Here is a 24,675-nt window from a genome sequence, read left to right on the forward strand (position 1 = left end):
CGGCGTTGAAAGTGTCCAGCTAACAAAAAGCCCCTTAAAAGGGGCTCCGCTAAAACTGGTTGCGGGGGCCGGATTTGAACCGACGACCTTCGGGTTATGAGCCCGACGAGCTACCAGACTGCTCCACCCCGCGACAAAGCTGGGGCGGAAGTATACGACCGATCCCTTACAGGGTCAATGTAACCTTCCACCTACAAGAAAGCCCGCAACAGCGGGCTCTCCTGATAATTGGTACCGAGAAGGGGACTCGAACCCCTACACCCTATGGGCACAACCACCTCAAGGTTGCGTGTCTACCAATTCCACCACCTCGGCAATACAGCGCTTACAACCCTTCTTACTTCTGCTCTTGAGCTGGAGGTACGTCAGTCGCTGGAGTAGCCGACTTTTGCTCTTGAAGCACCGGGACATCATCAGAAGCCGGTTTTGCTTTTGGCACTTCCAACACTGCTGGGTTTGGCAAACCTACTTGAGTCAGCACATGAGCTTTCTCTTTAGCAAAGTAACCTAACCCTAAGCTGGTTATGAAGAAACCGGCGGCAAGTATAGCAGTAAACTTACTAAGAAAGGTAGAGGAACCTTGGCTTCCGAACACAGTATTTGAAGCACCTGCACCGAAAGACGCACCAGCATCCGCACCTTTACCCTGTTGCAACAAAACCAGGGCAACTACGCCCAGGGCAGCCAACAGATGAAAAACGACTACGACTGTTTCCAGCATTTTTTCAGTTTCCCGCGGCGCGACAAATCGCACCGAACTCATCTGCATTCAGGGAAGCTCCACCAATGAGCCCCCCATCGATATCCGGCATGCCGAACAGTTCGACCGCATTGGCCGCCTTCACGCTGCCGCCGTATAGAAGCCGCACACCTTGTGCGACTTCAGAATTCTCTGCCGCTAACTGAGCACGGATGGCTGCGTGCACATCCTGCGCCTGTTGCGGTGTAGCAGTCAGCCCGGTGCCAATGGCCCAGACCGGCTCGTAAGCAATTACCGCCTTTGCGAACGCACCAACACCCAGCTCCTCGATGATGCTGCCAAGCTGACGCGAGACAACCTCAAGAGTCTTGCCCGATTCACGCTGCTCAAGGGTCTCCCCAATACACAACACCGGAATCAAGCCACAAGCCTGCGCTGCTGCGAACTTGCGATTGAGTGTCCCATCACGCTCGCCCATCATCTGACGGCGCTCGGAGTGCCCGACAAGCACATAGGAACAACCCGCATCAACCAGCTGACTCGGTGCAATCTCACCGGTCAACGCACCTTGCATGGCTTCCACCGCGGAGTTCTGCGCGCCGACCTGAATCGACTTACCTTTCAAGCCATCCACCACTTGGGTGATATGCAAGCAAGGCGGGAACACCGCGATATCAACACCGCTAGGCAAGGCCAAGTGACGAAGGCCATTGATCAGCTCAGCGACACTGGCGCGGGTACCGTGCATCTTCCAGTTACCAGCTACCATAGTGCGACGCATGCTGTACCTCGTCGGTCAAAGTGGGCGCAGATGTTACCCAACCACATCATCACTGGCAAGCCGAATTCAGGCGCAAACTTCAGTTACCAGTTTTGCCAGGTCCTCGGCATGACCGCGAACCTGTATTTCGTCGTCACCTTCGACCATGACGCGCACCAAAGGCTCTGTGCCGGACTTGCGTAGCAATACCCGTCCACGACCAGCCATTGCCAGGGTCGCGCGCTCGCAAGCCTCTTTGACAGCAGGGTGCTCGATCGGGTTTTCCCCACCTGCGAAACGCACGTTCAGCAATACTTGCGGGCATTTGCGCAAAGCCTGACGCGCCTGGGCCAGGCTCTCTTCGCGGCGACGCAAAGCCAATAGCACCTGCAACGCCGCAATAATCGCGTCACCGGTGGTGGTGTGCTGGAAGCACACCACGTGCCCGGAGTTCTCACCACCTACCTGCCAGTTACGCTCCAGCAGCTCGGCGATCACATACCGGTCACCGACGTTGGCGCGAACAAAAGGAATACCCAGGTCTGCCAACGCCAGCTCAAGCCCCAGGTTGCTCATCAGCGTACCGACGACACCGCCTTGCAGCTTGTTACGCTCATGCAGGTCACGGGCAATGATGAACAACAGATCATCGCCATCGACCACGGCACCCGTGTGGTCGACCATCAGCACACGGTCGCCGTCACCGTCGAAGGCAATCCCGAGGTCGGCATGCTCGGCCAGGACAGCGGCTTGCAACTGCTCCATATGGGTGGAGCCGCAGTTTTCGTTGATGTTCAATCCGTTGGGCTGAGCCGACAGCACTGTCACGTCTGCGCCCAACTCCTTGAATACGCTTGGCGCGACTTTGTAGGTCGCACCATGGGCGCAGTCGACAACAATCTTCAGGCCGGCAAAATTGGTGCTGGTTGGCACACTGCTCTTGCAGAACTCGATATAACGACCAGACGCGTCATTGATACGTGACACCTTGCCCAGCTTGCTGGACTCGACCACGGTCATCGGCGTATCCAACAATTCTTCGATCATCAGCTCAATCTCATCCGGCAACTTGGTGCCCTGGCCGGAGAAGAACTTGATGCCGTTGTCGTCGTGTGGATTGTGCGAAGCACTGATCACAATACCGGCCTCAGCGTGAAAGGTACGCGTCAGGTATGCAATCGCGGGCGTCGGCATTGGCCCCAGCAACATCACATCGGCGCCTGCGGCGGATAAGCCGGCCTCAAGCGCTGATTCAAACATGTACCCCGAAATCCGGGTGTCCTTGCCCACCAGGATGCGACACGCCCCCATGCTGCGGAACGCCATACCCGCCGCCCATCCAAGCTTGAGCATGAAATCAGGAGTAATCGGAAACTCGCCGACCCGACCACGGATACCGTCGGTGCCAAAGTATTTTTTAGTCATAAGTGCTCCATCATTCTTATTCGGCTGATTCCACAGCTGCAATCATGCGTACCACATCCACGGTCTCAGCAACGTCATGCACACGCAAGATGCGCGCACCCTTGGTCACCGCGAGCGCCGCCAGTGCAAGACCGCCGTACAACCGCTCACCCACCGGACGGCTCAATGCCAGCCCTATCATGCTCTTGCGCGAAACACCGACCAACAGGGGCCGACCAAGGGCGTGCAAGGACTCCATGTGCTTGAACAAACTCAAATTGTGTTGCAGGGTCTTGGCGAAACCAAACCCCGGATCAAGGATGATCTTTTCCGGCGCAATACCTACCGCGACGCACTGGGCAACGCGCTCGGAGAGAAAACCACTCACTTCACCAACCAGGTCATCATAGTGCGGGCTGTCCTGCATATTGCCGGGCTCACCCAGCATATGCATCAAACACACCGGCAAACCGGTAGCTGCGGCTGCATCCAGGGCACCGTCGCGCCGCAGGGACCGCACATCGTTGATCAAGCCGGCACCTAATCGCGCAGTCTCACGCATCACGGCCGGGGTGGAGGTATCAACCGAAATGATCACATCCAACTCTCGAGCGATGCGCTCGACAATCGGCGCCACGCGCTCCAACTCCTCCAAAGGAGAAACTGCGCGAGCACCAGGCCGAGTCGATTCACCGCCCACATCAATCAAGGTCGCGCCAGCCGCCACCATAGCTTCTGCGTGGCGCAATGCAGCATCAAGCTGGCTGAAGCGGCCACCATCGGAAAAGGAGTCAGGGGTTACATTAAGAATGCCCATGACATGCGTATGGGCCAAATCAAGAACCCGGTTGCCGCAAGGCAACCGGGGGGAGGACGAAGCAAAAGTCATTTCAAACCTTAATGGTCAGCTGCCGGGCCACCGATTGGGGTTTCAGGACGTTCGTTCTGAACCACTGGCGGGGTGCCCGAAGTACCCGAACCACCTTCCCAATCACGAGGCTCACGAGGCGCCCGACCGGCCATAATGTCGTCGATCTGGTCTGCATCGATGGTCTCGTACTTCATCAATGCATCAGCCATTGCATCAAGCTTGTCGCGATTATCGGTAAGGATCTGCTTGGCCGTGCCATAGCACTGGTCAATGATACTGCGCACCTCAGAATCGATCAGCTTGGCTGTCTCACCAGAGAAACTGGCGTTTTGACCACCGCCGCCACGCCCCAGGAATACTTCACCTTCTTCCTCGGCGTACATCAAAGGACCGAGTTTTTCCGACAAGCCCCACTTGGTCACCATGTTCCGCGCAATCTGGCTGGCGCGCATGATGTCGTTGGAAGCCCCAGTGGTCACGCCGTCGAAGCCCAAGGTCATTTCTTCAGCAATTCGACCGCCGTACAGCGAGCAGATCTGGCTAATCAGCGCACGCTTGGAGAGGCTGTAACGATCCTCTTCCGGCAGGAACATGGTGACACCCAAGGCGCGACCACGAGGAATGATCGACACTTTGTAGACCGGGTCATGCTCAGGCACGACACGCCCCACAATAGCGTGGCCGGCTTCGTGGTAAGCAGTGTTCTGCTTCTCTTTTTCGGACATGACCATGGATTTACGCTCAGCGCCCATCATGATCTTGTCTTTCGCCAGCTCGAACTCTTTCATTTCAACGATGCGCTTGCCGGTACGGGCTGCAAACAGCGAAGCCTCGTTCACCAGGTTAGCCAGGTCAGCACCCGAGAACCCCGGGGTACCACGGGCAATCACAGCCGGTGCAACGTCGTCGCCCATTGGCACTTTGCGCATGTGCACTTTCAGGATTTGTTCGCGCCCACGGATGTCCGGCAGGCCAACCACCACCTGGCGGTCAAAGCGGCCTGGACGCAACAGCGCAGGATCCAGCACGTCCGGACGGTTGGTTGCCGCGATGACGATGATGCCGTCATTCATCTCGAAACCATCCATCTCGACCAGCAACTGGTTGAGGGTTTGCTCACGCTCATCATGACCACCGCCCATGCCAGCACCACGATGGCGACCAACGGCGTCGATTTCATCGATGAAGATGATGCATGGCGCATGCTTCTTGGCCTGTTCGAACATGTCGCGAACGCGGCTCGCACCGACACCGACGAACATTTCAACAAAGTCAGAACCGGAAATGGTGAAGAACGGTACCTTGGCTTCGCCGGCAATGGCCTTGGCCAGCAAGGTTTTACCGGTACCTGGAGGGCCGACCATCAGCACGCCGCGAGGAATACGGCCACCCAGGCGCTGGAATTTGCCTGGATCGCGCAAGAACTCAACCAACTCGCCGACTTCTTCCTTGGCTTCGTCGCAACCCGCTACGTCAGCCAGGGTGGTCTTCACCTGATCTTCAGAGAGCAGGCGCGCCTTGCTCTTGCCGAAGCTCATCGGCCCGCCCTTGCCTCCCGCACCGCCTTGCATCTGGCGCATGAAGAACATGAACACGGCAATGATCACCAGGATCGGGAAGCTTGCCACCAGGAGTTGAGTCCAGATGCTCTGCTGCTCAGGCTGCTTGCCTTCGACAACCACGTGGTTATCCACCAGGTCGCCGATCAGACCGTTGTCCTGAATTGCCGGACGAATGGTCTTGAAGCTATCGCCATCGTTGCGTTTGCCGGTGATCACGTAGCCATCAACCGCTACGCGCTCGACCTTGCCATCCTTAACTTGCTGGATGAAGTCGGAATAGTTGAGGGTCTGCGGCTCGTTAGGGCTGGAGAAGTTGTTCATCACCGTCACGAGGACAGCCGCGATGATCAACCACAGGATCAGATTCTTTGCCATATCGTTCAATTAACTACCCTCTGAAGCAAGCTCCGCTACTGGCGCGCGCTTCGCATGATATTCACCGGCCTAACTTACTACATTACCTACAACTCTGGCAGGCGCCGTCTGTAACCCTTTGTGAAACTTTGACTACACAATATTCGTAAAGCTTCGTGACGAAAGCGATATAAAAAAACCTATCGCCCTCCTCGAATTCCTCAAAAACGCTCTTCACTCGCCGCGCCTTCGACGCCACGGAAGCCGCGGCACAGCAGGTATTGCTCCCTGGACCGGTCCCGGGAAGAGTCTGGTTTACGCGTCTGCACCTTGTCGAACAACTTGCGGATGTTCTTGTGGTACTCGTCGAAACCCTCTCCCTGGAACACCTTCACCAGGAAATCGCCACCGGGACGCAACACCCGACCCGCCAAATCCAGCGCCAATTCGCAAAGGAACATGGCTCGTGGCATATCGACGGCCGGTAACCCACTCATATTGGGGGCCATGTCGGAAATCACAAGGTCTACCTGCGAATTTCCCACAGCCTCAAGGATCTGGGCGAGCACTGTGTCCTGGGTAAAGTCTCCATGAACAAAGGTCACGTCCGGGATGCTGTCCATTTCCAGGATGTCGGAAGCAATCAGGCGACCTTGACCACCAATCAGACGACTGGTCACCTGGGACCAGCCACCGGGGGCCGCGCCAAGATCGATGACGCTCATGCCTGGACGAATCAACTTGTCCTTGTCCTGGATCTCCAACAGCTTGTAGCTGGCCCGGGAACGATAGCCATCCTTTTGCGCCTTTTTGACGTAAGGATCGTTGAAATGCTCTTGCAGCCACTTAAGGCTAGTTTTGGAACGGGCCACGGGCCACCTCGAAAATAAAACGGGTCGTGATTAACTGGGCGGTCCCGGACTCGCTCGGGTAAACTGGCCGCCGCTTTTTACAAGATCAGACGCAGGGGTCAGATTATGCCGCTCACTCAAGAGCAGAAGAAACAGTACAAATCCATTGGCCACCATCTGAAACCAGTTCTGATTGTGGCAGACAACGGTTTGACTGAAGGTGTGTTAGCCGAACTTGAACGCGCACTGGGCGATCACGAACTGATCAAGATCAAGGTCAACATCCTTGACCGCGAAGCACGCCTGGCCGCCATTGCAGAACTGTGCAAGGTTGGCAAGGCGGACCTGGTTCAGGTCATCGGCAAGATGGCGCTGCTGTATCGCAAGAACTTCAGCGTCAACAAGCAACTGTCGAACGTACACCGCTTCAAGTAATACAAAGGGTCACGGGCGTGCTTCGCGCGCCCCGCCACTCCATCCCGGAGCAGGCTGCATAACCAGCACCAGGCCCGAGAACCCTAGCACAAGATAGCTGAATAGCTGCCAGCGCAACGCTTCCGGCAGCCAGACATGCACAATGCAATACATTGCACACGCATACAGCGCCATCAACAGCAGTTGGCCGCGAATATCCCGCCACAGACTCTCCAAGCCTTCAGCCTTGACCAGCACCAACGCCTGAAGCGCTACGCACGCCGCCGCGAAACCCACCAGCAGCGCACTCAGTAATCCATCGATTTCATCGATCAGCAACGGAGCCAGGCCAATCACGCCCAGCACCGGCAATACACCAAGATGTAACAACCATAGGCCGCCCACCCAAAGCATCTGGGCAAGCTGCCAAAGCATGGCGCCCGCACGAAGCGGGCGCCGCCTTTCAGATGTGACGAACTTCAACAATCTCGTACTCGATCACACCGCCTGGCGTTTTGACAGACACCACATCCCCCTCTTCCTTGGCGATCAAGGCACGGGCCAGTGGTGAGCCGACGGAGATCTTGCCGAGCTTGAAGTCAGCCTCGTCCTCTCCCACGATGTGGTAGACCACGCTCTCGTCAGTCTCGACGTTGGCGATCTCCACGGTGGTGCCGAAAATCACCTTGCCCGTGTGCGGAATAGTCGTGACGTCGATGATCACCGCATTCTGCATACGGCCTTCGATGTCACGGATCCGCGCCTCGACCATACCCTGCTGCTCACGAGCAGCGTGGTATTCGGCGTTTTCCTTCAAGTCACCCAGCTCGCGGGCCGTACCGATGTCCTGGCTCAGCTTTGGACGTACGACCTTGGTCAGATGGGCGTGCTCCTCTTCCAGGGCCTTGGCGCCCTGGACGGTCATTGGGTATTTGATCATGCCTTCAATCCTGCGTGTAGATCCTGCAAGCGACGCACGGTCTTTTCCGGACCGAACTTGAGCGCTTCGCAGATAGCTTCGCCAGCAGCAATAGTGGTGGTGCAGTAGATCTTGTGCTGCAAGGCATTACGGCGAATGGAGTAGGAATCCGCGATCGACTGGCGACCTTCGGTGGTATTGATGATCAGCGTGACTTCATCATTCTTGATCATGTCGACCACATGCGGACGGCCTTCCGTCACCTTGTTCACGCGGCGCACTTTCAAGCCGGCCGCTTCGATCAGCTTGGCGGTCCCGGCAGTTGCCACGATTTCAAAACCCAAGTTGATCAGATCACGGGCCACGCCTGCAACCAGCGGCTTGTCATCATCACGCACACTGATAAACGCAGTACCGCCGGTCGGCAGCACTTCGCTGGCGCCCATCTGGGCCTTGGCGAACGCTTCACCGAAGGTGTCGCCCACGCCCATCACTTCACCGGTGGACTTCATCTCCGGGCCCAGGATCGGGTCCACACCAGGGAATTTGGCAAATGGGAACACTGCCTCTTTCACACTGTAGAAGTTCGGAATGATTTCCTTGGTGAAGCCAATTTCCTTCAGGGTCTTACCAGCCATCACACGCGCAGCGATCATGGCCAGGGACACGCCGATGCACTTGGAAACGAACGGCACGGTACGCGAAGCACGCGGGTTGACTTCAATGACGTAGATGTCTTCGCCCTGCAGCGCCAACTGTACGTTCATCAGGCCGACAACACCCAACTCCAAGGCCATTTTCTTGACCTGCTCGCGCATCTCATCCTGGATATGTGCAGGCAACGAGTACGGCGGCAGCGAGCACGCGGAGTCACCGGAGTGAACGCCCGCCTGCTCGATGTGCTGCATGATCGCGCCGATGACCACGTCGGTACCGTCGCAAACTGCATCCACGTCCATTTCGATGGCGCAGTTGAGGAAGTGGTCCAGAAGCACCGGGCTGTCGTTGGACACTTTTACCGCATCACGCAGGTAACGCTTGAGCTCTTCTTCTTCGTAGACGATTTCCATGGCTCGGCCGCCCAGTACGTAGGACGGACGCACCACCAGCGGGTAGCCGATCTTGCTGGCTGCACGGATGGCCTCGTCTTCGCTGCGCACGGTAGCGTTTGGCGGCTGGCGCAGGTTCAGGCGCTCAACCATTTGCTGGAAGCGCTCACGGTCTTCGGCACGGTCGATGGCGTCTGGGCTGGTGCCGATGATTGGCACGCCGGCAGCCTCAAGGGCACGCGCCAGTTTCAGCGGGGTTTGGCCGCCGTACTGGACGATCACACCTTTTGGTTTCTCGACACGACAGATTTCCAACACGTCTTCCAACGTTACCGGCTCGAAGTACAGACGGTCTGAAGTGTCGTAGTCAGTGGAAACAGTTTCCGGGTTGCAGTTGACCATGATGGTCTCGTACCCGTCTTCGCGCAGCGCGAGGGCGGCGTGTACGCAGCAATAGTCGAATTCGATACCCTGGCCGATACGGTTCGGACCACCGCCCAGGATGATAATCTTGTCGCGGCCCGACGGCGCGGCCTCGCACTCTTCCTCGTAGGTGGAGTACAGGTACGCAGTGTCGGTGGCGAACTCGGCGGCACAGGTGTCAACGCGCTTGTAGACCGGGAAGATCTCCAGCTTGTGGCGATGCGTGCGCAGGTTTTTCTCGGTCACACCCAGCAGCTTGGCCAGGCGCTGGTCGGAGAAGCCTTTGCGCTTGAGGCGGAACATCATGTCGCGGTCGATGCTGGCCAGACCCAAGGTCTTGACCTTCTCCTCTTCCTTGATCAGATCTTCGATCTGCACCAGGAACCACGGATCGATCATGTTCATGCCAAAGATGTCTTCGACAGTCATGCCGGCGCGGAAGGCATCAGCCACATACCAGATACGCTCGGCGCCCGGTACGGTCAGCTCACGCTTGAGGATGCTCATGCTTTCCGGATTGCTCAGGTCGAGCTTCTCGTCCAGGCCGCAAACGCCCACTTCCAGGCCACGCAGGGCTTTCTGCAAGGACTCCTGGAAGGTCCGGCCGATAGCCATGACCTCACCCACCGACTTCATCTGGGTGGTCAGGCGCGCGTCGGCCTTGGCGAACTTCTCGAAGGCAAAGCGTGGCAGCTTGGTCACGACATAGTCGATGGACGGCTCGAAGGACGCCGGCGTAGCGCCGCCCGTGATTTCGTTTTGCAGTTCGTCCAGGGTGTAACCGATAGCCAGCTTGGCGGCGATACGCGCAATCGGGAAACCGGTCGCTTTCGATGCCAGCGCCGAAGAACGCGATACACGCGGGTTCATCTCGATCACGACCATGCGGCCGGTGTCCGGGCAGATGCCGAACTGAACGTTGGAACCACCGGTTTCAACGCCGATCTCACGCAATACCGCCAAAGAGGCGTTACGCATGATCTGGTATTCCTTGTCCGTCAGGGTCTGCGCCGGAGCAACGGTGATCGAGTCACCGGTGTGCACACCCATCGGGTCGAAGTTTTCGATGGAGCAGACGATGATGCAATTGTCCTTTTTGTCGCGGACAACCTCCATCTCATACTCTTTCCAGCCAATCAGGGATTCGTCGATCAGCAGCTCTTTGGTCGGAGACAGGTCCAGGCCACGGGCGCAGATTTCTTCGAACTCTTCACGGTTGTAGGCAATGCCACCACCGGTGCCGCCCATGGTGAAGGACGGACGGATAATGCACGGGAAGCCCAGCTTTTCGAGAACTGCGTTGGCCTCCTCCATGCTGTGGGCGATACCGGAGCGCGGACAGTCAAGGCCGATGGACTTCATGGCCTTGTCGAAGCGCGAACGGTCTTCAGCCTTGTCGATGGTGTCGGCGTTGGCGCCGATCATCTCTACGCCGAATTTTTCCAGGACGCCTTCGCGCTCCAGGTCCAGGGCGCAGTTCAATGCAGTCTGGCCGCCCATGGTCGGCAGCAGTGCGTCCGGACGCTCTTTCTCGATGATCTTGGCAACCGTCTGCCACTTGATCGGCTCGATGTAGGTAGCGTCGGCCATGTCCGGATCGGTCATGATGGTGGCCGGGTTGGAGTTCACCAGGATGACGCGGTAACCCTCTTCGCGCAGGGCTTTACAGGCCTGGGCGCCGGAGTAGTCGAATTCGCAGGCCTGGCCGATAACGATCGGGCCAGCGCCGAGAATCAGGATGCTTTTTATGTCTGTACGTTTTGGCATGGGTTTGTCACTCAAATCCGCAGGTCAGTCGGCAAGCCGTCTTGAACAATCTTCGAAGAGCCTGCAGGGGCCACCAAGGTAGGGGCCGCCCGCAGGCCGCTCAGTCAGCGTCGCTTGGCCATCTCATTGATGAAACGGTCGAACAGCGGTGCTACGTCGTTCGGGCCCGGGCTTGCTTCAGGGTGGCCCTGGAAGCTGAACGCGCTCTTGTCAGTACGCTCGATACCCTGCAGGGAACCGTCGAACAACGACTTGTGAATCGCGCGGACATTGCTCGGCAAGGTCGCTTCATCCACCGCAAAACCGTGGTTCTGGCTGGTGATCATCACAACGCCGGTGTCCAGGTCCTGCACAGGGTGGTTGGCGCCGTGATGACCATGACCCATTTTCAGGGTCTTGGCACCGGAGGCCAGCGCCAGCAGCTGGTGACCGAGGCAGATGCCAAATACCGGAATCTCGGTTTCCAGCACTTCCTTGATGGCCTGGATGGCGTAGTCACAAGGCTCCGGATCACCCGGGCCGTTGGACAGGAACACGCCGTCAGGTTGCAGGGCCAGCACGTCGCTGGCAGGCGTTTGCGCCGGCACCACGGTCACGCGGCACCCACGCTCGACCAGCATACGCAGGATGTTGTACTTGACGCCGTAGTCGTATGCGACCACGTGATACGGCAGGTCAGCCGCTTCGATAGTCTCGTGGCTGTCGGTCTTCAAGTCCCAGACAGTGGAGCGCCACTCGTACTGCTCCTTGGTGCTGACGACTTTCGCCAGGTCCATGCCTTTCAGGCCTGGGAAGCCTTGCGCTGCAGCAATCGCCGCGGCTTCGGAAATATTGTCACCGACCATGATGCAGCCATTCTGCGAGCCCTTTTCACGCAGGATGCGCGTCAGGCGGCGCGTATCGATACCGGCGATCGCCACAACGTTGTTGGCTTTCAGGTAATCGGACAGCGACATCGTGTTACGCCAGTTGCTCGCAACCAGTGGCAGATCACGAATGACCAGACCCGCCGACCAGACACGATCAGACTCAACGTCTTCCGGCGTAGTACCGGTGTTGCCGATGTGCGGATAGGTCAGGGTAACTATCTGTTGGGCGTAGGAAGGATCGGTAAGGATTTCCTGATAGCCGGTCATGGCGGTGTTAAACACCACCTCTCCAACGGTTTGACCGTCGGCTCCAATGGCTTCGCCGCGAAAAATGCTGCCATCAGCAAGGGCGAGTATGGCTGGCTTAGTCAAGAAGACCTCCCGTAAATAAAGCCTGAAAGGGCGATCGCAGGTTGTAAAAAAGCGGAGTGACGTATGGACACGTCACCCCGCTTCTTCACTGAATTATTCTGCGCGCTTTTAGTGGACACACTAAAGCTGTAGCTTACAGAAAAAGGCTTTTTTGGTCCACCGCTAATGAGCCTTAAAGGCAGGAGAATGCGACGGGACGTCGCTTAGCGGGTAAAAACGGGGCCTTAGGATAATCCCGAGGCCCGGTTTTAGCTACTGCTTAGTGCAGATCCAACACATCGCGCATGTCGTACAGACCAGCCTCGCGACCTTCCAACCAGAGCGCAGCACGCACCGCGCCCTTGGCGAATGTCATGCGGCTCGAAGCCTTGTGGGTAATTTCCAGGCGCTCACCCTCGGTAGCAAACAATACCGTGTGGTCGCCCACCACATCACCGCCACGGACGGTCGCAAAACCAATGGTGTCACGCGCACGCGCACCGGTATGCCCTTCGCGACCGTAAACCGCCACCTTGGACAGATCACGCCCCAGCGCATCAGCAATAGCCTCACCCATGCGCAGCGCGGTACCCGACGGCGCATCGATCTTGTGACGGTGATGCGTCTCGATAATCTCGATATCCGCCTCATCCCCCAACACCCGCGCCGCCATGTCCAGCAACTTGAGCGACAGGTTCACGCCGACACTGAAGTTGGCAGCGAAGACGACGGGAATATCCTTGCCCGCCTCCTCCAACAACTGCTTCTGCTGCGCAGTCAAACCCGTGGTACCAATCACCATCGCCTTGCCCGCCTTGCGGCAGAACGCGAGGTTTTTCAGCATCACCTCCGGCAGGGTGAAGTCGATCAGCACATCGAATTCGTCAGCCACCTGCTCCAGGCTGCCTGACAATGAGACACCGATACGCCCCAGCGAAGCCAACTCACCCGCATCCGCACCGATCAACGTGCTACCGGGACGAACAATCGCCGCGGTCAGCCCAGAGGCCGGGGAGCGCTGCTGCACCGCCTCGACCAGCGTCTTGCCCATGCGCCCGGCAGCGCCCATTACGGCTATACGTCGCATACTCACTTCCTTAAAGGTCGCCGAAGAAGCGCTTCACGCCTTCGAAAAAGCCAGTGGTTTTCGGCGAATGCGTGTCATCGCCCTCCAGCGAACTGCGGAATTCCTCAAGCAATTCACGCTGACGGCGCCCCAGATTGACCGGAGTCTCCACGGCCACACGACACATCAAGTCGCCAGCACCACCACCGCGCACCGGCGCTACGCCCTTGCCACGAATACGGAACTGCTTGCCGGTCTGCGTACCTTCAGGGATCTTGAGCTTGACCCGACCGTCCAGGGTCGGAATCTCCAATTCGCCCCCCAGGGCTGCATCGACAAAACTGATCGGCACTTCACAGAACAGGTGCTTGCCGTCGCGCTGGAAGATCGAGTGCTCGCGCACATTGATCACCACGTACAGGTCGCCCGTCGGACCGCCCTGGGTACCGGCCTCACCCTCACCCGACAGACGAATACGGTCTCCGGTATCCACACCCGCCGGCACTTTTACCGCCAGGGTCTTGTACTCTTCGACGCGACCTTCGCCGTGGCAGGAATCGCACGGATCGGAAATGATCTTGCCCTGCCCATGGCAACGCGGACAGGTCTGCTGCACCGAGAAGAAACCCTGCTGCATACGCACCTGGCCGATACCGCCGCACGTCGGGCAAGTAATCGGCGCGGAGCCTTTCTTGGCACCCGAACCATCACACGGCTTGCAGTTAACCAGCGTCGGCACGCGGATATTAACGCTGGTGCCACGCACGGCTTCTTCCAGATTCAACTCCAGGGTGTAGCGCAAGTCGCTGCCACGCTGGGCACCGCCACGCTGACCACCACGGCCACCGCCGAAGAAGTCACTGAATACATCGCCGAAAATATCGGAGAAGTTCTGACCGCCAAAACCGGCACCGCCGCCACCCATGCTCGGATCGACACCGGCATGTCCATACTGGTCGTAGGCCGCACGCTTGTTGGGATCAGACAAACATTCGTAGGCCTCGTTGGCCTCTTTGAACATATCTTCGGATTCTTTGCTATCCGGATTACGGTCCGGGTGGTGCTTCATTGCCAGGCGACGGTAAGCCTTTTTCAGGTCCGCCTCGCTGGAGCCGCGCTCCACACCCAATACTTCGTAATAGTCACGCTTTGCCATAAGTCTTTGCACTCTTAAGGACGTTCAGCCAGACCCTCCTGAGCCTGGCTAAACTCGTTGAGCCCCAATACAGGCCCGGACCCAACTCACGTCAATTCAACGATCCTGGTCATTACTACTTTTTAGCCAGGGACCCGGCCAAAAACGCGGTATTTATTGCTCGGAAAGCAGGAGCATCCCCGATCACACCGCCAACATCCGAACGCTGTCGCATGCTGTAAAAATTCACATACCCCAGACACGCCAACGCGGGAGCAAGCTCCCGCGCGGCGACATCCTACCAGTCACCGCTTGATAGCGGTCAACCGGGCGACCAACTTACTTCTTGTCTGTAACTTCTTCGAACTCGGCATCGACAACATCGTCTTTAGCTTCAGGCTCTGCCTTTTGAGCAGCACCGTCAGCTGGCTGAGCCTGTTCGGCGTACATTTTTTGAGCCACTGGCGCGGAGACTTTCGACAATTCTTCAACCTTGGCTTCAATGGCAGCCTTGTCGTCGCCTTTGACAGCGGCTTCCAGGGCAACTACAGCAGCTTCGATCGCAGCCTTCTCTTCAGCGGTCACTTTCTCGCCAGCATCAGCGATCATTTTGCGTGTCGAGTGAACCAGTGCGTCGCCCTGGTTGCGGGCACCTGCCAGCTCTTCGAACTTCTTGTCAGCCTCAGCATTGGTTTCAGCATCACGGATCATCTGTTGAATTTCTTCATCAGAAAGACCGGAGTTGGCCTTGATGGTGATCTTCTGCTCTTTGCCGGTAGCCTTGTCTTTCGCACCTACGTGCAGAATGCCGTTGGCGTCGATATCAAAGGTCACTTCGATTTGTGGCACGCCACGTGGTGCTGGTGGAATCTCAGCCAGGTCGAACTTGCCCAGGGACTTGTTCTGAGCAGCCTGCTTACGCTCACCTTGCAGCACGTGAATGGTCACAGCACCCTGGTTATCATCAGCCGTCGAGAACACCTGGGATTTCTTGGTAGGAATCGTGGTGTTTTTCTCGATCAGCGCAGTCATCACGCCACCCATGGTTTCGATACCCAGGGTCAGCGGGCTTACGTCCAGCAGCAACACGTCTTTCACGTCACCGGCCAATACCGCGCCCTGGATGGCAGCACCCATGGCGACCGCTTCGTCCGGGTTCACATCTTTACGTGCTTCTTTGCCGAAGAACTCGGTAACCAACTTCTGAACCAGTGGCATACGGGTCTGACCGCCTACCAGGATCACGTCGTTGATCGCACCAACATCAATACCGGAGTCTTTCAGCGCAATGCGGCATGGCTCGATGGTGCGTTGAACCAGGTCTTCGACCAGCGCTTCCAACTTGGCGCGAGAGATCTTCACGTTCAAGTGCTTAGGACCGGTGGCGTCTGCAGTGATGTACGGCAGGTTAACGTCGGTCGACTGAGCGGAAGACAGCTCGATCTTGGCTTTCTCAGCAGCTTCTTTCAGGCGCTGCATCGCCAGAGGGTCACCCTTGAGGTTCATGCCGCTTTCTTTCTTGAATTCGTCAACGAGGTAGTCGATCAGACGAATGTCAAAGTCCTCACCACCCAGGAAGGTGTCGCCGTTGGTGGCCAACACTTCGAACTGGTGCTCGCCGTCTACTTCAGCGATCTCGATCACGGAAACGTCGAACGTACCGCCACCCAGGTCATAAACGATCACGGTATGATCGCCCTTGGCCTTGTCCATACCGTAAGCCAGAGCAGCTGCGGTCGGTTCGTTGATGATACGTTTTACATCCAGGCCCGCGATGCGGCCGGCGTCTTTGGTCGCCTGGCGCTGGCTGTCGTTGAAATAGGCTGGAACGGTGATCACCGCCTCAGTCACTGTCTCACCCAGGTAATCTTCGGCAGTCTTCTTCATCTTCTTCAAGATTTCAGCCGAGATTTGCGGTGGCGACATTTTCTGGCCATTTACTTCAACCCAGGCGTCACCGTTGTCAGCCTTGGCGATCTTGTAAGGGACCATTTTGATGTCTTTCTGTACGACTTCTTCGTCGAACTTACGACCGATCAGGCGCTTCACCGCGTACAGGGTGTTATGCGGGTTGGTCACAGCCTGGCGCTTGGCCGACTGGCCAACCAGGATTTCACCATCGTTGGCGTAAGCGATGATCGACGGCGTGGTACGCGCGCCTTCGGCGTTTTCGATTACTTTTGCAACGCCGTTTTCCAACACGGAGACGCAGGAGTTGGTGGTCCCCAGGTCAATACCGATAATTTTGCCCATGATTTACTCTCCCGAAACTTGAATTTGGTTGCCGCAGCAGTGGTGGCTAACTGCGGTAGCACTTAAACGCTTGACTTATAAATGGGGGCCTTGCGGCGGATTTCAAGCCTGCTCATCAATAGAAGGTGCAACGGGTGCAGGAGCCTTGCTCACTACCACCATTGCAGGGCGCAACAGGCGACCGTTGAGCTGATAGCCCTTCTGGAACACTTTCAACACACTGTTGGGTTCGAGGTCGTGGCTTTCTTGCATGGCCATGGCCTGGTGAAGCTCAGCGCTGAACGGTTCGCCGCCTTGCGGATCAATGGCTTCCAGCTGATAACGCTTCAGGGTGTCCTGAAACATTTTCAGGGTCAGTTCGATCCCTTCGCGCATCGGGCGGATGTTTTCGTCATCCGGGTTGGACAACTCTAGGCCACGCTCCAGGCTGTCAATAATTGGCAGCAGGTCGCCCGCGAACTTCTCCAGCCCGAACTTGTGAGCTTTTTCTACGTCCTGCTCGGCACGGCGGCGGACGTTCTGCAGATCGGCGGCAACACGCAAAGACTGATCCTGCGCAGCGGCCAACTGCTCTTCGAGCACTTGCACACGAGTTGCCAGTTCATCACCGACAGCCGAATTGGCGTCCGGAGTTTGCGTATCCTGCGTCTGTTCGTCAGCCATAGATTTCTCCTTTCAAAATCATGCGCGAACTCAACTCGCGCTTCTGTTCCGGTATATGGGGCCACAATTTCCAGGTTCAAGGGTGCAGGCTCTACCAAAAGTCTTTCGCCTGCCCCAGATCAACTTCGACCCGATCATTCTCCTTTGCACTAAAAAACCCGGGCGACCGAGCAAATTGAGCTAAGCATCAGGATTGTCAGCCCAGAACAAAACACTGTATAAATAACCAGACCTAAAGCCTGGGAGCGGCCGTCATGCTCGTGCACCTGTCTGTACACAACTACGCCATCGTTGAACATCTGGATCTCGAACTGGATCGCGGGATGAGCGTAATCACAGGCGAAACCGGCGCCGGCAAGTCAATCATGCTCGACGCCCTGGGCCTGACCCTGGGCGACCGCGCCGACAGTGGCGTGGTGCGCCCCGGCGCGGATAAGGCCGACATTCTGGCCACCTTCGACCTCGCGGACATCCCCGAAGCCGAAGCCTGGCTGGTCGAGCGCGACCTTAATAACGACGGTCCGTGCATCCTGCGCCGAGTCATCACCGCCGAGGGCCGCTCGCGCGGCTATATCAATGGAACCCCCTGCCCCCTTGGCGACCTGAAGGCCCTGGGTGAACTGCTGATCGACATCCATAGCCAGCATGAACACCAATCCCTGCTCAAAACCGACACCCATCGCCGCCTGCTCGACGAATACGCTGGCGCCACCGACCTTGCCCGACAGGTACAACTGGCCGCCCAGCGCTGGCGCCAAACCCGACAGGAGCTGGAGCGACTGTCCAATTCCGGCGATGAGCAACGCGCTCGCCATCAATTGCTCAGCTATCAGCTTGAAGAGCTGGAAAGCCTGGGTCTTGGCGAAACCGAGCTGGAACAACTGGAACAGGAACACAAGAATCTCACCAACGCCGAAACCCTGCTGTCTATCTGCCGCCAGGTGGTGGAGCAATGCAGCGAGAGCGATTCCGGCAATGTGCTCAATGCGCTCACGGCCAGCCTCAACCGACTGTCCAGTGTTAACAGCGCCTCAAGCTCACTGAATGAAGCCACCACCCTGCTGACCAGTGCGCAAATCCAGGTAGAAGAAGCCGTCGGCGAACTCAATCGCTTTCTTGATCATTTCGACGCTGACCCGGCGCGGCTGCAGGAAATAGAAGAGCGCCTGGACACCATCTATACGCTGGCGCGCAAACATCGAATCCAGCCCACCGAAGTGGCAACCATGCAGCAGAAGCTGCTGGATGAAATCGAGACCCTGAACGCGAATGACGAATCCATTGAGCGACTGGGCCAAGAGCTCGGCTCTTTTGCCCGCCACTATCAGGAGAAGGCCCGCGAGCTGAGCGATCTGCGCCAACAGGCCGCCACCAGCCTGGCTGGCGCCGTCGAGCAGGAAATTCAGCGCCTGGGCATGCCGGGCGGGCGCTTTACCATCGAGTTGCGCACCAACGCCAGCAATGAACTGCAGCCCTACGGCCTGGAGCAGGTAGAACTACTGGTCAGCGCCAACCCGGGGCAACCGCTCAAGGCACTGGCAAAGGTGGCGTCTGGTGGTGAGCTGTCGCGAATCAGCCTGGCGATCCAAGTGATTACCGCGCAAACCTCACGGGTACCGACACTGGTGTTCGATGAAGTAGACGTAGGTATCGGTGGCCCCACGGCGGAAATTGTGGGTCAGTTACTGCGCCGCCTGGGGGATCGCGGCCAGGTGCTGACCGTTACTCACTTGCCACAAGTGGCGGCTCAAGGACATCAGCACTTGTTTGTGCACAAGGTGAGAGACAGCGAAGCGACACACACAGCGGTATCCAAGCTGAACAAGTCGGAGCGCGTGGAAGAAGTGGCGCGGATGCTCGGAGGGATCGACCTGACCAAAGAATCTTTGGCACACGCGAAGAAAATGGTCGTAGCCGCCAAGGCCTGAGCCGAGCTTTTCCTTATTATAGAAAGCACGAAGGCGACCCCAGGGTCGCCTTCGATCGTTTCGCAGAGCAATTCTGCGTCGCTTTTTACTTTTTCTTACGGATGTACAACACAAGATTGTGGTCGACCAAATCGAAACCATGCTCCTCAGCAATTTCGTGCTGGAGCTTTTCGATTGCCGGGCTGGTGAACTCGATAACCTCATTGGTATCCAGGTCAACCATGTGGTCGTGATGACCACCGTCAGCCAATTCGAACACTGCATGACCGCCGTCGAAATTATGACGAACCACCAGCCCTGCGGCTTCAAACTGGGTCAGTACACGGTAAACCGTGGCCAGGCCGACGTCCTCGTTAGACTCCATCAGCGCCTTGTAAACATCCTCGGCACTCATGTGGCGCTGCTCAGCAGAATCGAGCATTTGTAGAATCTTGACTCGTGGCAGAGTCACTTTAAGACCGGCTTTGCGTAGTTCGCTATTTTCAACCATGGTTAGCTTTCTCGCGGATGCTGCTTCGCAGCTTCTCTTAATACGGGTATGATCGGCGTTTACGTTGTCCCAGCCAAGATAGTGGAAGTCGCCCACCGATGCAAAACACCAAGCTCTTGCTAACCAGTTTCACCTTTGTGGGACTGCTCGCACTCGCCGGTTGTTCATTCCCCGGGGTTTACAAAATCGACATCCAGCAGGGCAATGTCGTCACGCAGGACATGATAGACCAGTTACGCCCGGGAATGACCCGACGGCAAGTACGGTTTATTATGGGCAACCCCCTGCTGACCGACACTTTCCACGCCGATCGCTGGGATTATCTCTACAGCCTGCAGCCTGGTGGCGGTGAACGCCAACAGGAGCGTGTCAGCGTCATTTTCAATGGCAATGACCAGCTTGTCAGCCTGTCGGGTGACTTCATGCCAGGCGTAAGCCGTGATCAAGCGCTGCTCGGCAACGATAACGGCACAAACGTGACTGCCCCTGTGCAGGAAAGCGAGAAGCCGAAGTCCGAAGTACCAGCCAAGCCAGGCTCCTTGCTCGACAAGATCCAGAAAGACGTCGACGGGGTCGAAACGGTCCCTGTCCCGACGCCTCAGCCTCTGGACACCAGCCCGCAGTAACATTGCGGCGCATATAAAAAGCCCGGCATGCCGGGCTTTTTGTTGCCTGTCATTCAACCAGCTTATGGATGCTGCCGCTTCGCCAACGCCGCCCTGGCGGCACGCAGCCTGCGCACTTCTTTAGGGTCCACAAGCAAGGGCCGATAGATTTCAATGCGATCGCCCGATTGCACGGGACGCACCTCAGCATCCGTGACGACCTTACCGAATACCCCCAAGGGGCAAGCAGCCAGATCCAGTTCAGGAAACTGCATAGCCATCCCTGACAACTGCACTGCTGCACGCAGACTGGTTCCCGAAGCCACCGTCAGCGCCAGCAGAACCTGGCGATCCTCGGCGGCATAAACCACCTCGATCTCAACCATGCAATTGCTTGGCTCGCTGGCAGAATGCATCCACCAGGGTATTGGCCGCCTGATTGAACAACGGCCCCAATGTGGCCCGCACAATCGGCCCAGCGTAATCAAACGACAAATCCAGGCTGATCTTGCAGGCCTTGTCGGTAAGCGCCTTGAAAACCCATACACCATGCAGCTGGGTAAACGGCCCTTCCTGCAAATTCATTTCAATGGACTTGCCCGGCACCAGCGCATTCCGCGTAACAAAGTGCTGACTGAGCCCGCCTTTCGCCACCCCAACACTGGCAACCATATGTTCATCACTGCTTTCCAGCACCTCGGCAGTTGAGCACCAAGGCAGGAATTCCGGGTAACGCGCCACGTCGTTGACCAGGTCATAGAGCGCCTGCGCCGGATAGGGCAGCAGGGCCGAACGTTGAATATGCGTCGTCATGTGTGCGTGATTTCCACAGCTGAGCGGCAAACATCGCGAAACAACAGTCCGATCCGCGAAAGAAAAAAACCAAAGAACTGCCGGTATTGTCCGGGATTCGACCAACACGCTCAAGCACGCAGGTTGACCGTAGCCGACACGCTCGCAACTCCCTATAATGCCGCCCCTATGGCTAAACAAAAGAAACACCCCACAGGGACCATCGCGCAAAATAAAAAAGCGCGACACGATTACTTCATCGAACATCGGTTCGAGGCTGGTCTGGTCCTGGCCGGCTGGGAAGTAAAGAGTCTGCGTGCCAGCAAGTTGCAACTGGTCGACAGCTACGTATTGCTCAAGGATGGCGAGGCATGGCTGCTCGGCAGTCATATCACCCCGCTGACAACCGCGAGCACCCACGTGATTGCCGACCCGGTGCGCACGCGCAAACTATTGCTCAATGCCCGCGAACTGGAAAAGCTCGCCGCAGCCGTACAGCAGAAAGGCTATGCCTGTATCTGCCTGTCCTGGTATTGGAGCAAGCACCTGGTCAAGTGCGAGATCGCACTGGGCAAGGGCAAGAAGGAATACGATAAGCGTGATACTGAGCGCGAACGCGATTCCAACCGCGAACTGCATCGCGCCGTGCGCAACAAGGGCAAGGAAGAGTAACCCTTGTAACGATGTAGCCTCGGGACTTCCCCCCCGGCTACATCCCCTTACGCCGCTCCGCACGCGCCACGCGCTGAACCTCCTGACGTACTTCCTCCAACACTTCCTGCACGTACTCCAGGTGACGTGTCGAGACTTCTCGCGCCTGTTCTGCCCGGCCCTCGATAATCGCCATGTACAGCTCCCGGTGCTGACTGATCAGCATGTCGCGTGTCTCCGTACGTTGCTGATACATGCCGCCAATATTGGTCACCACGTTACGCTTGAGCAGGTCGAACAAGCCGCGAATGGTGTGCAGCAACACCGCGTTATGGCTGGCCTCCGCAATGGCCAGGTGGAACTGTGCATCCGCAGCCCCCTCCTCGACCCGACTCACTTCATCAACGCGGGCATAGCAATCCTGCAACGCCTCGAATGCAGCAGTCAGCCGCTCACGGTCGACCTCAGTAGCTCGCAATGCTGCGTAATAAGCACAGGACGCTTCAAGGGTCTGACGAAACTCCAGCAGGTCACGCTGGGCCTCGGGATTGTTTTCCAACAGGTGCAGCAACGGATCGCTGAACGTCGAGCCCAGTGACTCGGCAACATAATTGCCCCCACCCTGACGGCTCACCAACAAGCCCTTGGCCGCCAGCTTCTGAATCGCCTCCCTCAACGAAGGACGCGACACACCAAACTGTTCAGCCAAAGCGCGCTCGGCCGGCAAGCGCTCACCCGACTTCAACGTGCCCTCAAGGATCATCCCCTCAAGCTGCTCGACTATATCGTCAGACAAACGGCGCTGACGCACCTGATCAAACCCCATAACTCACTCCCCACCATCCCGACCACTCGCCGGGGCCTCTATTCTGGCCTATCGCCGCCCTTCCAGCACCTATCAGAACCGCTTCGATTCACCCGATCAAACCACCTCGCCTGCCGGGCTACGACCAAAGTTTTGCGAGCGACAAATTGACACATCCCGCGAAGACTTTTAACCTAGCCTCCGGCGATTGTAAATTGGTATTACCAATTATCCAAGTCGACTATGAAGTGCCTGACCAACAACAATTAGGGGCCACCCCATATGCAAACCTGGCAACAGCTCTACAGCCCGCTCGGCAGCCTCGGCCTGTCCGCACTGGCCGCCGTTATTCCGATCGTGTTTTTCTTCCTGGCTCTGGCCGTGTTTCGCCTCAAAGGCCACGTGGCCGGCAGCATCACGCTGGCGTTGTCGATACTGGTAGCGATCTTTGCCTTCCACATGCCAGTGGACATGGCGCTGGCCGCCGCTGGCTACGGTTTTGCCTATGGCCTGTGGCCTATTGCCTGGATCATTGTCGCGGCGGTGTTTCTCTACAAACTCACCGTCAAGAGCGGCCAGTTCGAGATCATCCGCAGCTCTGTCCTGTCGATCACCGATGACCAGCGCCTGCAGGTGCTGTTGATCGGCTTCTGCTTCGGCGCATTCCTGGAAGGTGCTGCCGGTTTCGGCGCCCCCGTGGCGATTACCGCCGCACTGCTGGTAGGCCTGGGCTTCAATCCGCTGTACGCGGCCGGCCTGTGCCTGATTGCCAACACCGCACCCGTCGCCTTTGGCGCCTTGGGAATTCCGATCATCGTTGCCGGGCAAGTGACCGGAATCGATGCATTCAAGATCGGCGCCATGACTGGCCGCCAACTGCCGCTGCTGTCGCTGTTCGTGCCGTTCTGGCTGGTCTTCATGATGGACGGCCTGCGCGGCGTTCGCGAAACCTGGCCAGCTGCGCTGGTCGCGGGCCTGAGCTTTGCCATCACCCAATACTTCACGTCCAACTTCATCGGCCCGGAACTGCCGGATATCACCTCGGCCCTGGCCAGCCTGATCTCTCTGACCCTGTTCCTGAAAGTATGGCAACCCAAACGCACTGCGGGCGCGCAGATTGCCGGTGCCACTTCCGACGCAGCGATTACCGCCAGCGCCGGCGGCTTCGGCCTGCCGCGCAGCACCGTCGCCTCACCTTACAGCCTGGGGCAGATCTTCAAGGCGTGGTCACCGTTCCTGATCCTCACCGTGCTGGTCACCATCTGGACCCTCAAACCGTTCAAGGCGATGTTCGCCGCAGGCGGCTCGATGTACAGCTGGGTATTCAACTTCGCGATCCCGCACCTGGATCAAATGGTGATCAAGGCTGCACCCATCGTGACCAACCCGACTGCGATCCCAGCGATATTCAAGCTGGACCCGATTTCAGCGACCGGTACCGCTATTTTCTTCTCGGCACTGATCTCGATGCTGGTCCTGAAGATCAATATCAAGATTGGTCTTACCACTTTAAAAGAGACCTTCTACGAGTTGCGGTGGCCGATCCTGTCTATCGGCATGGTGCTGGCATTCGCCTTTGTCACCAATTACTCCGGCATGTCTTCGACCATGGCGCTGGTATTGGCTGGCACTGGTGCAGCCTTCCCGTTCTTCTCGCCGTTCCTAGGCTGGCTGGGGGTTTTCCTGACAGGCTCCGACACATCGTCCAACGCCCTGTTCAGCTCGTTGCAAGCCACCACGGCGCACCAGATCGGCGTCAACGACACGCTTCTGGTCGCTGCAAACACCAGCGGCGGCGTGACCGGCAAAATGATTTCGCCGCAATCGATCGCCGTGGCTTGCGCCGCTACCGGACTGGTGGGTAAAGAATCCGACCTGTTCCGCTTCACCCTCAAGCACAGCCTGTTCTTCGCCACGATCGTCGGGCTGATCACCCTGGCCCAGGCTTACTGGTTTACCGGCATGCTGGTGCACTAAAGCCGTAGCAATAGGG

The 24,675-nt window shown here is 57.6% G+C and carries 23 protein-coding genes and 2 tRNA genes; 5 read left to right on the top strand and 20 right to left on the bottom strand.

Translation table 11 applies throughout. The features are described 5' to 3' along the window. Window positions 1-56: 56 nt before the first annotated feature. From BLW22_RS24975 to rlmE, 8 genes are all read right to left on the bottom strand, one after another. A tRNA-Met gene (locus BLW22_RS24975) sits at window positions 57-133 on the bottom strand. Window positions 134-229: 96 nt separating this feature from the next. Continuing rightward, window positions 230-315 (bottom strand) — tRNA-Leu (locus tag BLW22_RS24980). A gap of 22 nt (window positions 316-337) precedes the next feature. Beyond that, a complete protein-coding gene (gene secG / locus BLW22_RS24985; RefSeq protein ID WP_010206600.1) occupies window positions 338-721 on the bottom strand; it encodes a preprotein translocase subunit SecG in 384 nt (127 codons plus the stop codon). A 4-nt stretch (window positions 722-725) separates the two neighbouring features. Then, entirely contained in the window at window positions 726-1,481 is a 756-nt protein-coding gene (gene tpiA / locus BLW22_RS24990) for a triose-phosphate isomerase (protein ID WP_015885920.1), read from the bottom strand. A 66-nt stretch (window positions 1,482-1,547) separates the two neighbouring features. After that, the gene (gene glmM / locus BLW22_RS24995; protein WP_065925311.1) at window positions 1,548-2,885 is read right to left on the bottom strand and encodes a phosphoglucosamine mutase; all 1,338 of its coding nucleotides are present in this window, start codon (window positions 2,883-2,885) and stop codon (window positions 1,548-1,550) included. 16 nt (window positions 2,886-2,901) lie between these two features. Continuing rightward, complete coding sequence (gene folP / locus BLW22_RS25000; protein WP_074847627.1) at window positions 2,902-3,753, bottom strand: dihydropteroate synthase; 852 nt, start codon at window positions 3,751-3,753, stop codon at window positions 2,902-2,904. Window positions 3,754-3,761: 8 nt separating this feature from the next. After that, entirely contained in the window at window positions 3,762-5,672 is a 1,911-nt protein-coding gene (gene ftsH / locus BLW22_RS25005; RefSeq protein WP_027605365.1) for an ATP-dependent zinc metalloprotease FtsH, read from the bottom strand. 200 nt (window positions 5,673-5,872) lie between these two features. Further along, window positions 5,873-6,523 (bottom strand): 23S rRNA (uridine(2552)-2'-O)-methyltransferase RlmE, encoded by a 651-nt coding sequence (rlmE, locus tag BLW22_RS25010; RefSeq protein ID WP_015885924.1) that lies wholly within the window; start codon window positions 6,521-6,523, stop codon window positions 5,873-5,875. Window positions 6,524-6,628: 105 nt separating this feature from the next. Between rlmE and BLW22_RS25015 the strand changes: the two genes are divergently transcribed. Beyond that, window positions 6,629-6,937 carry a YhbY family RNA-binding protein gene (locus BLW22_RS25015; protein ID WP_017139256.1) on the top strand — a complete coding sequence of 103 codons (309 nt, stop codon included), beginning with the start codon at window positions 6,629-6,631 and terminating at the stop codon, window positions 6,935-6,937. Window positions 6,938-6,946: 9 nt separating this feature from the next. Here BLW22_RS25015 and BLW22_RS25020 read toward each other — a convergent pair whose 3' ends face one another. The 8 genes from BLW22_RS25020 to grpE all read right to left on the bottom strand — a co-directional run bounded on the left by BLW22_RS25020 (window position 6,947) and on the right by grpE (window position 17,411). After that, entirely contained in the window at window positions 6,947-7,351 is a 405-nt protein-coding gene (locus tag BLW22_RS25020; protein WP_074847628.1) for an MFS transporter, read from the bottom strand. 28 nt (window positions 7,352-7,379) lie between these two features. Next, window positions 7,380-7,856, bottom strand: coding sequence for a transcription elongation factor GreA (gene greA / locus BLW22_RS25025; RefSeq protein ID WP_053137809.1), 477 nt, complete (start codon window positions 7,854-7,856; stop codon window positions 7,380-7,382). Next, window positions 7,853-11,074, bottom strand: a complete 3,222-nt coding sequence (gene carB / locus BLW22_RS25030) for a carbamoyl-phosphate synthase large subunit (protein WP_027605362.1) — start codon at window positions 11,072-11,074, stop codon at window positions 7,853-7,855. The genes greA and carB overlap by 4 nt, the downstream gene beginning before the upstream one ends. Before the next feature lie 104 nt (window positions 11,075-11,178). Beyond that, a complete protein-coding gene (gene carA, locus BLW22_RS25035; protein WP_027605361.1) occupies window positions 11,179-12,315 on the bottom strand; it encodes a glutamine-hydrolyzing carbamoyl-phosphate synthase small subunit in 1,137 nt (378 codons plus the stop codon). Between the two features lie 259 nt (window positions 12,316-12,574). After that, complete coding sequence (dapB, locus tag BLW22_RS25040; RefSeq protein WP_027605360.1) at window positions 12,575-13,381, bottom strand: 4-hydroxy-tetrahydrodipicolinate reductase; 807 nt, start codon at window positions 13,379-13,381, stop codon at window positions 12,575-12,577. A gap of 10 nt (window positions 13,382-13,391) precedes the next feature. Next, window positions 13,392-14,516, bottom strand: a complete 1,125-nt coding sequence (dnaJ, locus tag BLW22_RS25045; RefSeq protein ID WP_065925314.1) for a molecular chaperone DnaJ — start codon at window positions 14,514-14,516, stop codon at window positions 13,392-13,394. Between the two features lie 318 nt (window positions 14,517-14,834). Continuing rightward, window positions 14,835-16,748 carry a molecular chaperone DnaK gene (gene dnaK / locus BLW22_RS25050; RefSeq protein ID WP_053137821.1) on the bottom strand — a complete coding sequence of 638 codons (1,914 nt, stop codon included), beginning with the start codon at window positions 16,746-16,748 and terminating at the stop codon, window positions 14,835-14,837. A 102-nt stretch (window positions 16,749-16,850) separates the two neighbouring features. Beyond that, window positions 16,851-17,411 carry a nucleotide exchange factor GrpE gene (gene grpE / locus BLW22_RS25055; RefSeq protein ID WP_027605357.1) on the bottom strand — a complete coding sequence of 187 codons (561 nt, stop codon included), beginning with the start codon at window positions 17,409-17,411 and terminating at the stop codon, window positions 16,851-16,853. A 254-nt stretch (window positions 17,412-17,665) separates the two neighbouring features. On the opposite strand from grpE, the gene recN reads away from it, so the two are divergent. Beyond that, window positions 17,666-19,339, top strand: coding sequence for a DNA repair protein RecN (recN, locus tag BLW22_RS25060; protein WP_065925315.1), 1,674 nt, complete (start codon window positions 17,666-17,668; stop codon window positions 19,337-19,339). 85 nt (window positions 19,340-19,424) lie between these two features. Here the strand turns inward: recN and fur are convergent, their stop codons facing one another. Continuing rightward, window positions 19,425-19,829 (bottom strand): ferric iron uptake transcriptional regulator, encoded by a 405-nt coding sequence (fur, locus tag BLW22_RS25065; protein WP_010562662.1) that lies wholly within the window; start codon window positions 19,827-19,829, stop codon window positions 19,425-19,427. A 98-nt stretch (window positions 19,830-19,927) separates the two neighbouring features. Here fur and BLW22_RS25070 point away from each other — a divergent pair, with 98 nt between their 5' ends. After that, a complete protein-coding gene (locus tag BLW22_RS25070) occupies window positions 19,928-20,455 on the top strand; it encodes an outer membrane protein assembly factor BamE (RefSeq protein ID WP_027605355.1) in 528 nt (175 codons plus the stop codon). Between the two features lie 62 nt (window positions 20,456-20,517). Here the strand turns inward: BLW22_RS25070 and BLW22_RS25075 are convergent, their stop codons facing one another. Further along, complete coding sequence (locus BLW22_RS25075) at window positions 20,518-20,820, bottom strand: RnfH family protein (RefSeq protein WP_065925317.1); 303 nt, start codon at window positions 20,818-20,820, stop codon at window positions 20,518-20,520. After that, the gene (locus BLW22_RS25080; protein ID WP_027605353.1) at window positions 20,813-21,247 is read right to left on the bottom strand and encodes a type II toxin-antitoxin system RatA family toxin; all 435 of its coding nucleotides are present in this window, start codon (window positions 21,245-21,247) and stop codon (window positions 20,813-20,815) included. Before BLW22_RS25080 ends, BLW22_RS25075 begins: the two co-directional genes overlap by 8 nt. Window positions 21,248-21,415: 168 nt before the next feature. On the opposite strand from BLW22_RS25080, the gene smpB reads away from it, so the two are divergent. Then, complete coding sequence (gene smpB, locus BLW22_RS25085; RefSeq protein WP_003176160.1) at window positions 21,416-21,898, top strand: SsrA-binding protein SmpB; 483 nt, start codon at window positions 21,416-21,418, stop codon at window positions 21,896-21,898. A 37-nt stretch (window positions 21,899-21,935) separates the two neighbouring features. Here the strand turns inward: smpB and BLW22_RS25090 are convergent, their stop codons facing one another. Further along, window positions 21,936-22,703, bottom strand: coding sequence for an FCD domain-containing protein (locus tag BLW22_RS25090; RefSeq protein ID WP_074847629.1), 768 nt, complete (start codon window positions 22,701-22,703; stop codon window positions 21,936-21,938). Window positions 22,704-22,964: 261 nt separating this feature from the next. On the opposite strand from BLW22_RS25090, the gene BLW22_RS25095 reads away from it, so the two are divergent. Beyond that, entirely contained in the window at window positions 22,965-24,659 is a 1,695-nt protein-coding gene (locus BLW22_RS25095) for a lactate permease LctP family transporter (protein ID WP_074847630.1), read from the top strand. The last annotated feature ends 16 nt before the right edge of the window (window positions 24,660-24,675 follow it).

The sequence above is a fragment of the Pseudomonas marginalis genome (genome assembly GCF_900105325.1).
Classification (GTDB): domain Bacteria; phylum Pseudomonadota; class Gammaproteobacteria; order Pseudomonadales; family Pseudomonadaceae; genus Aquipseudomonas; species Aquipseudomonas marginalis.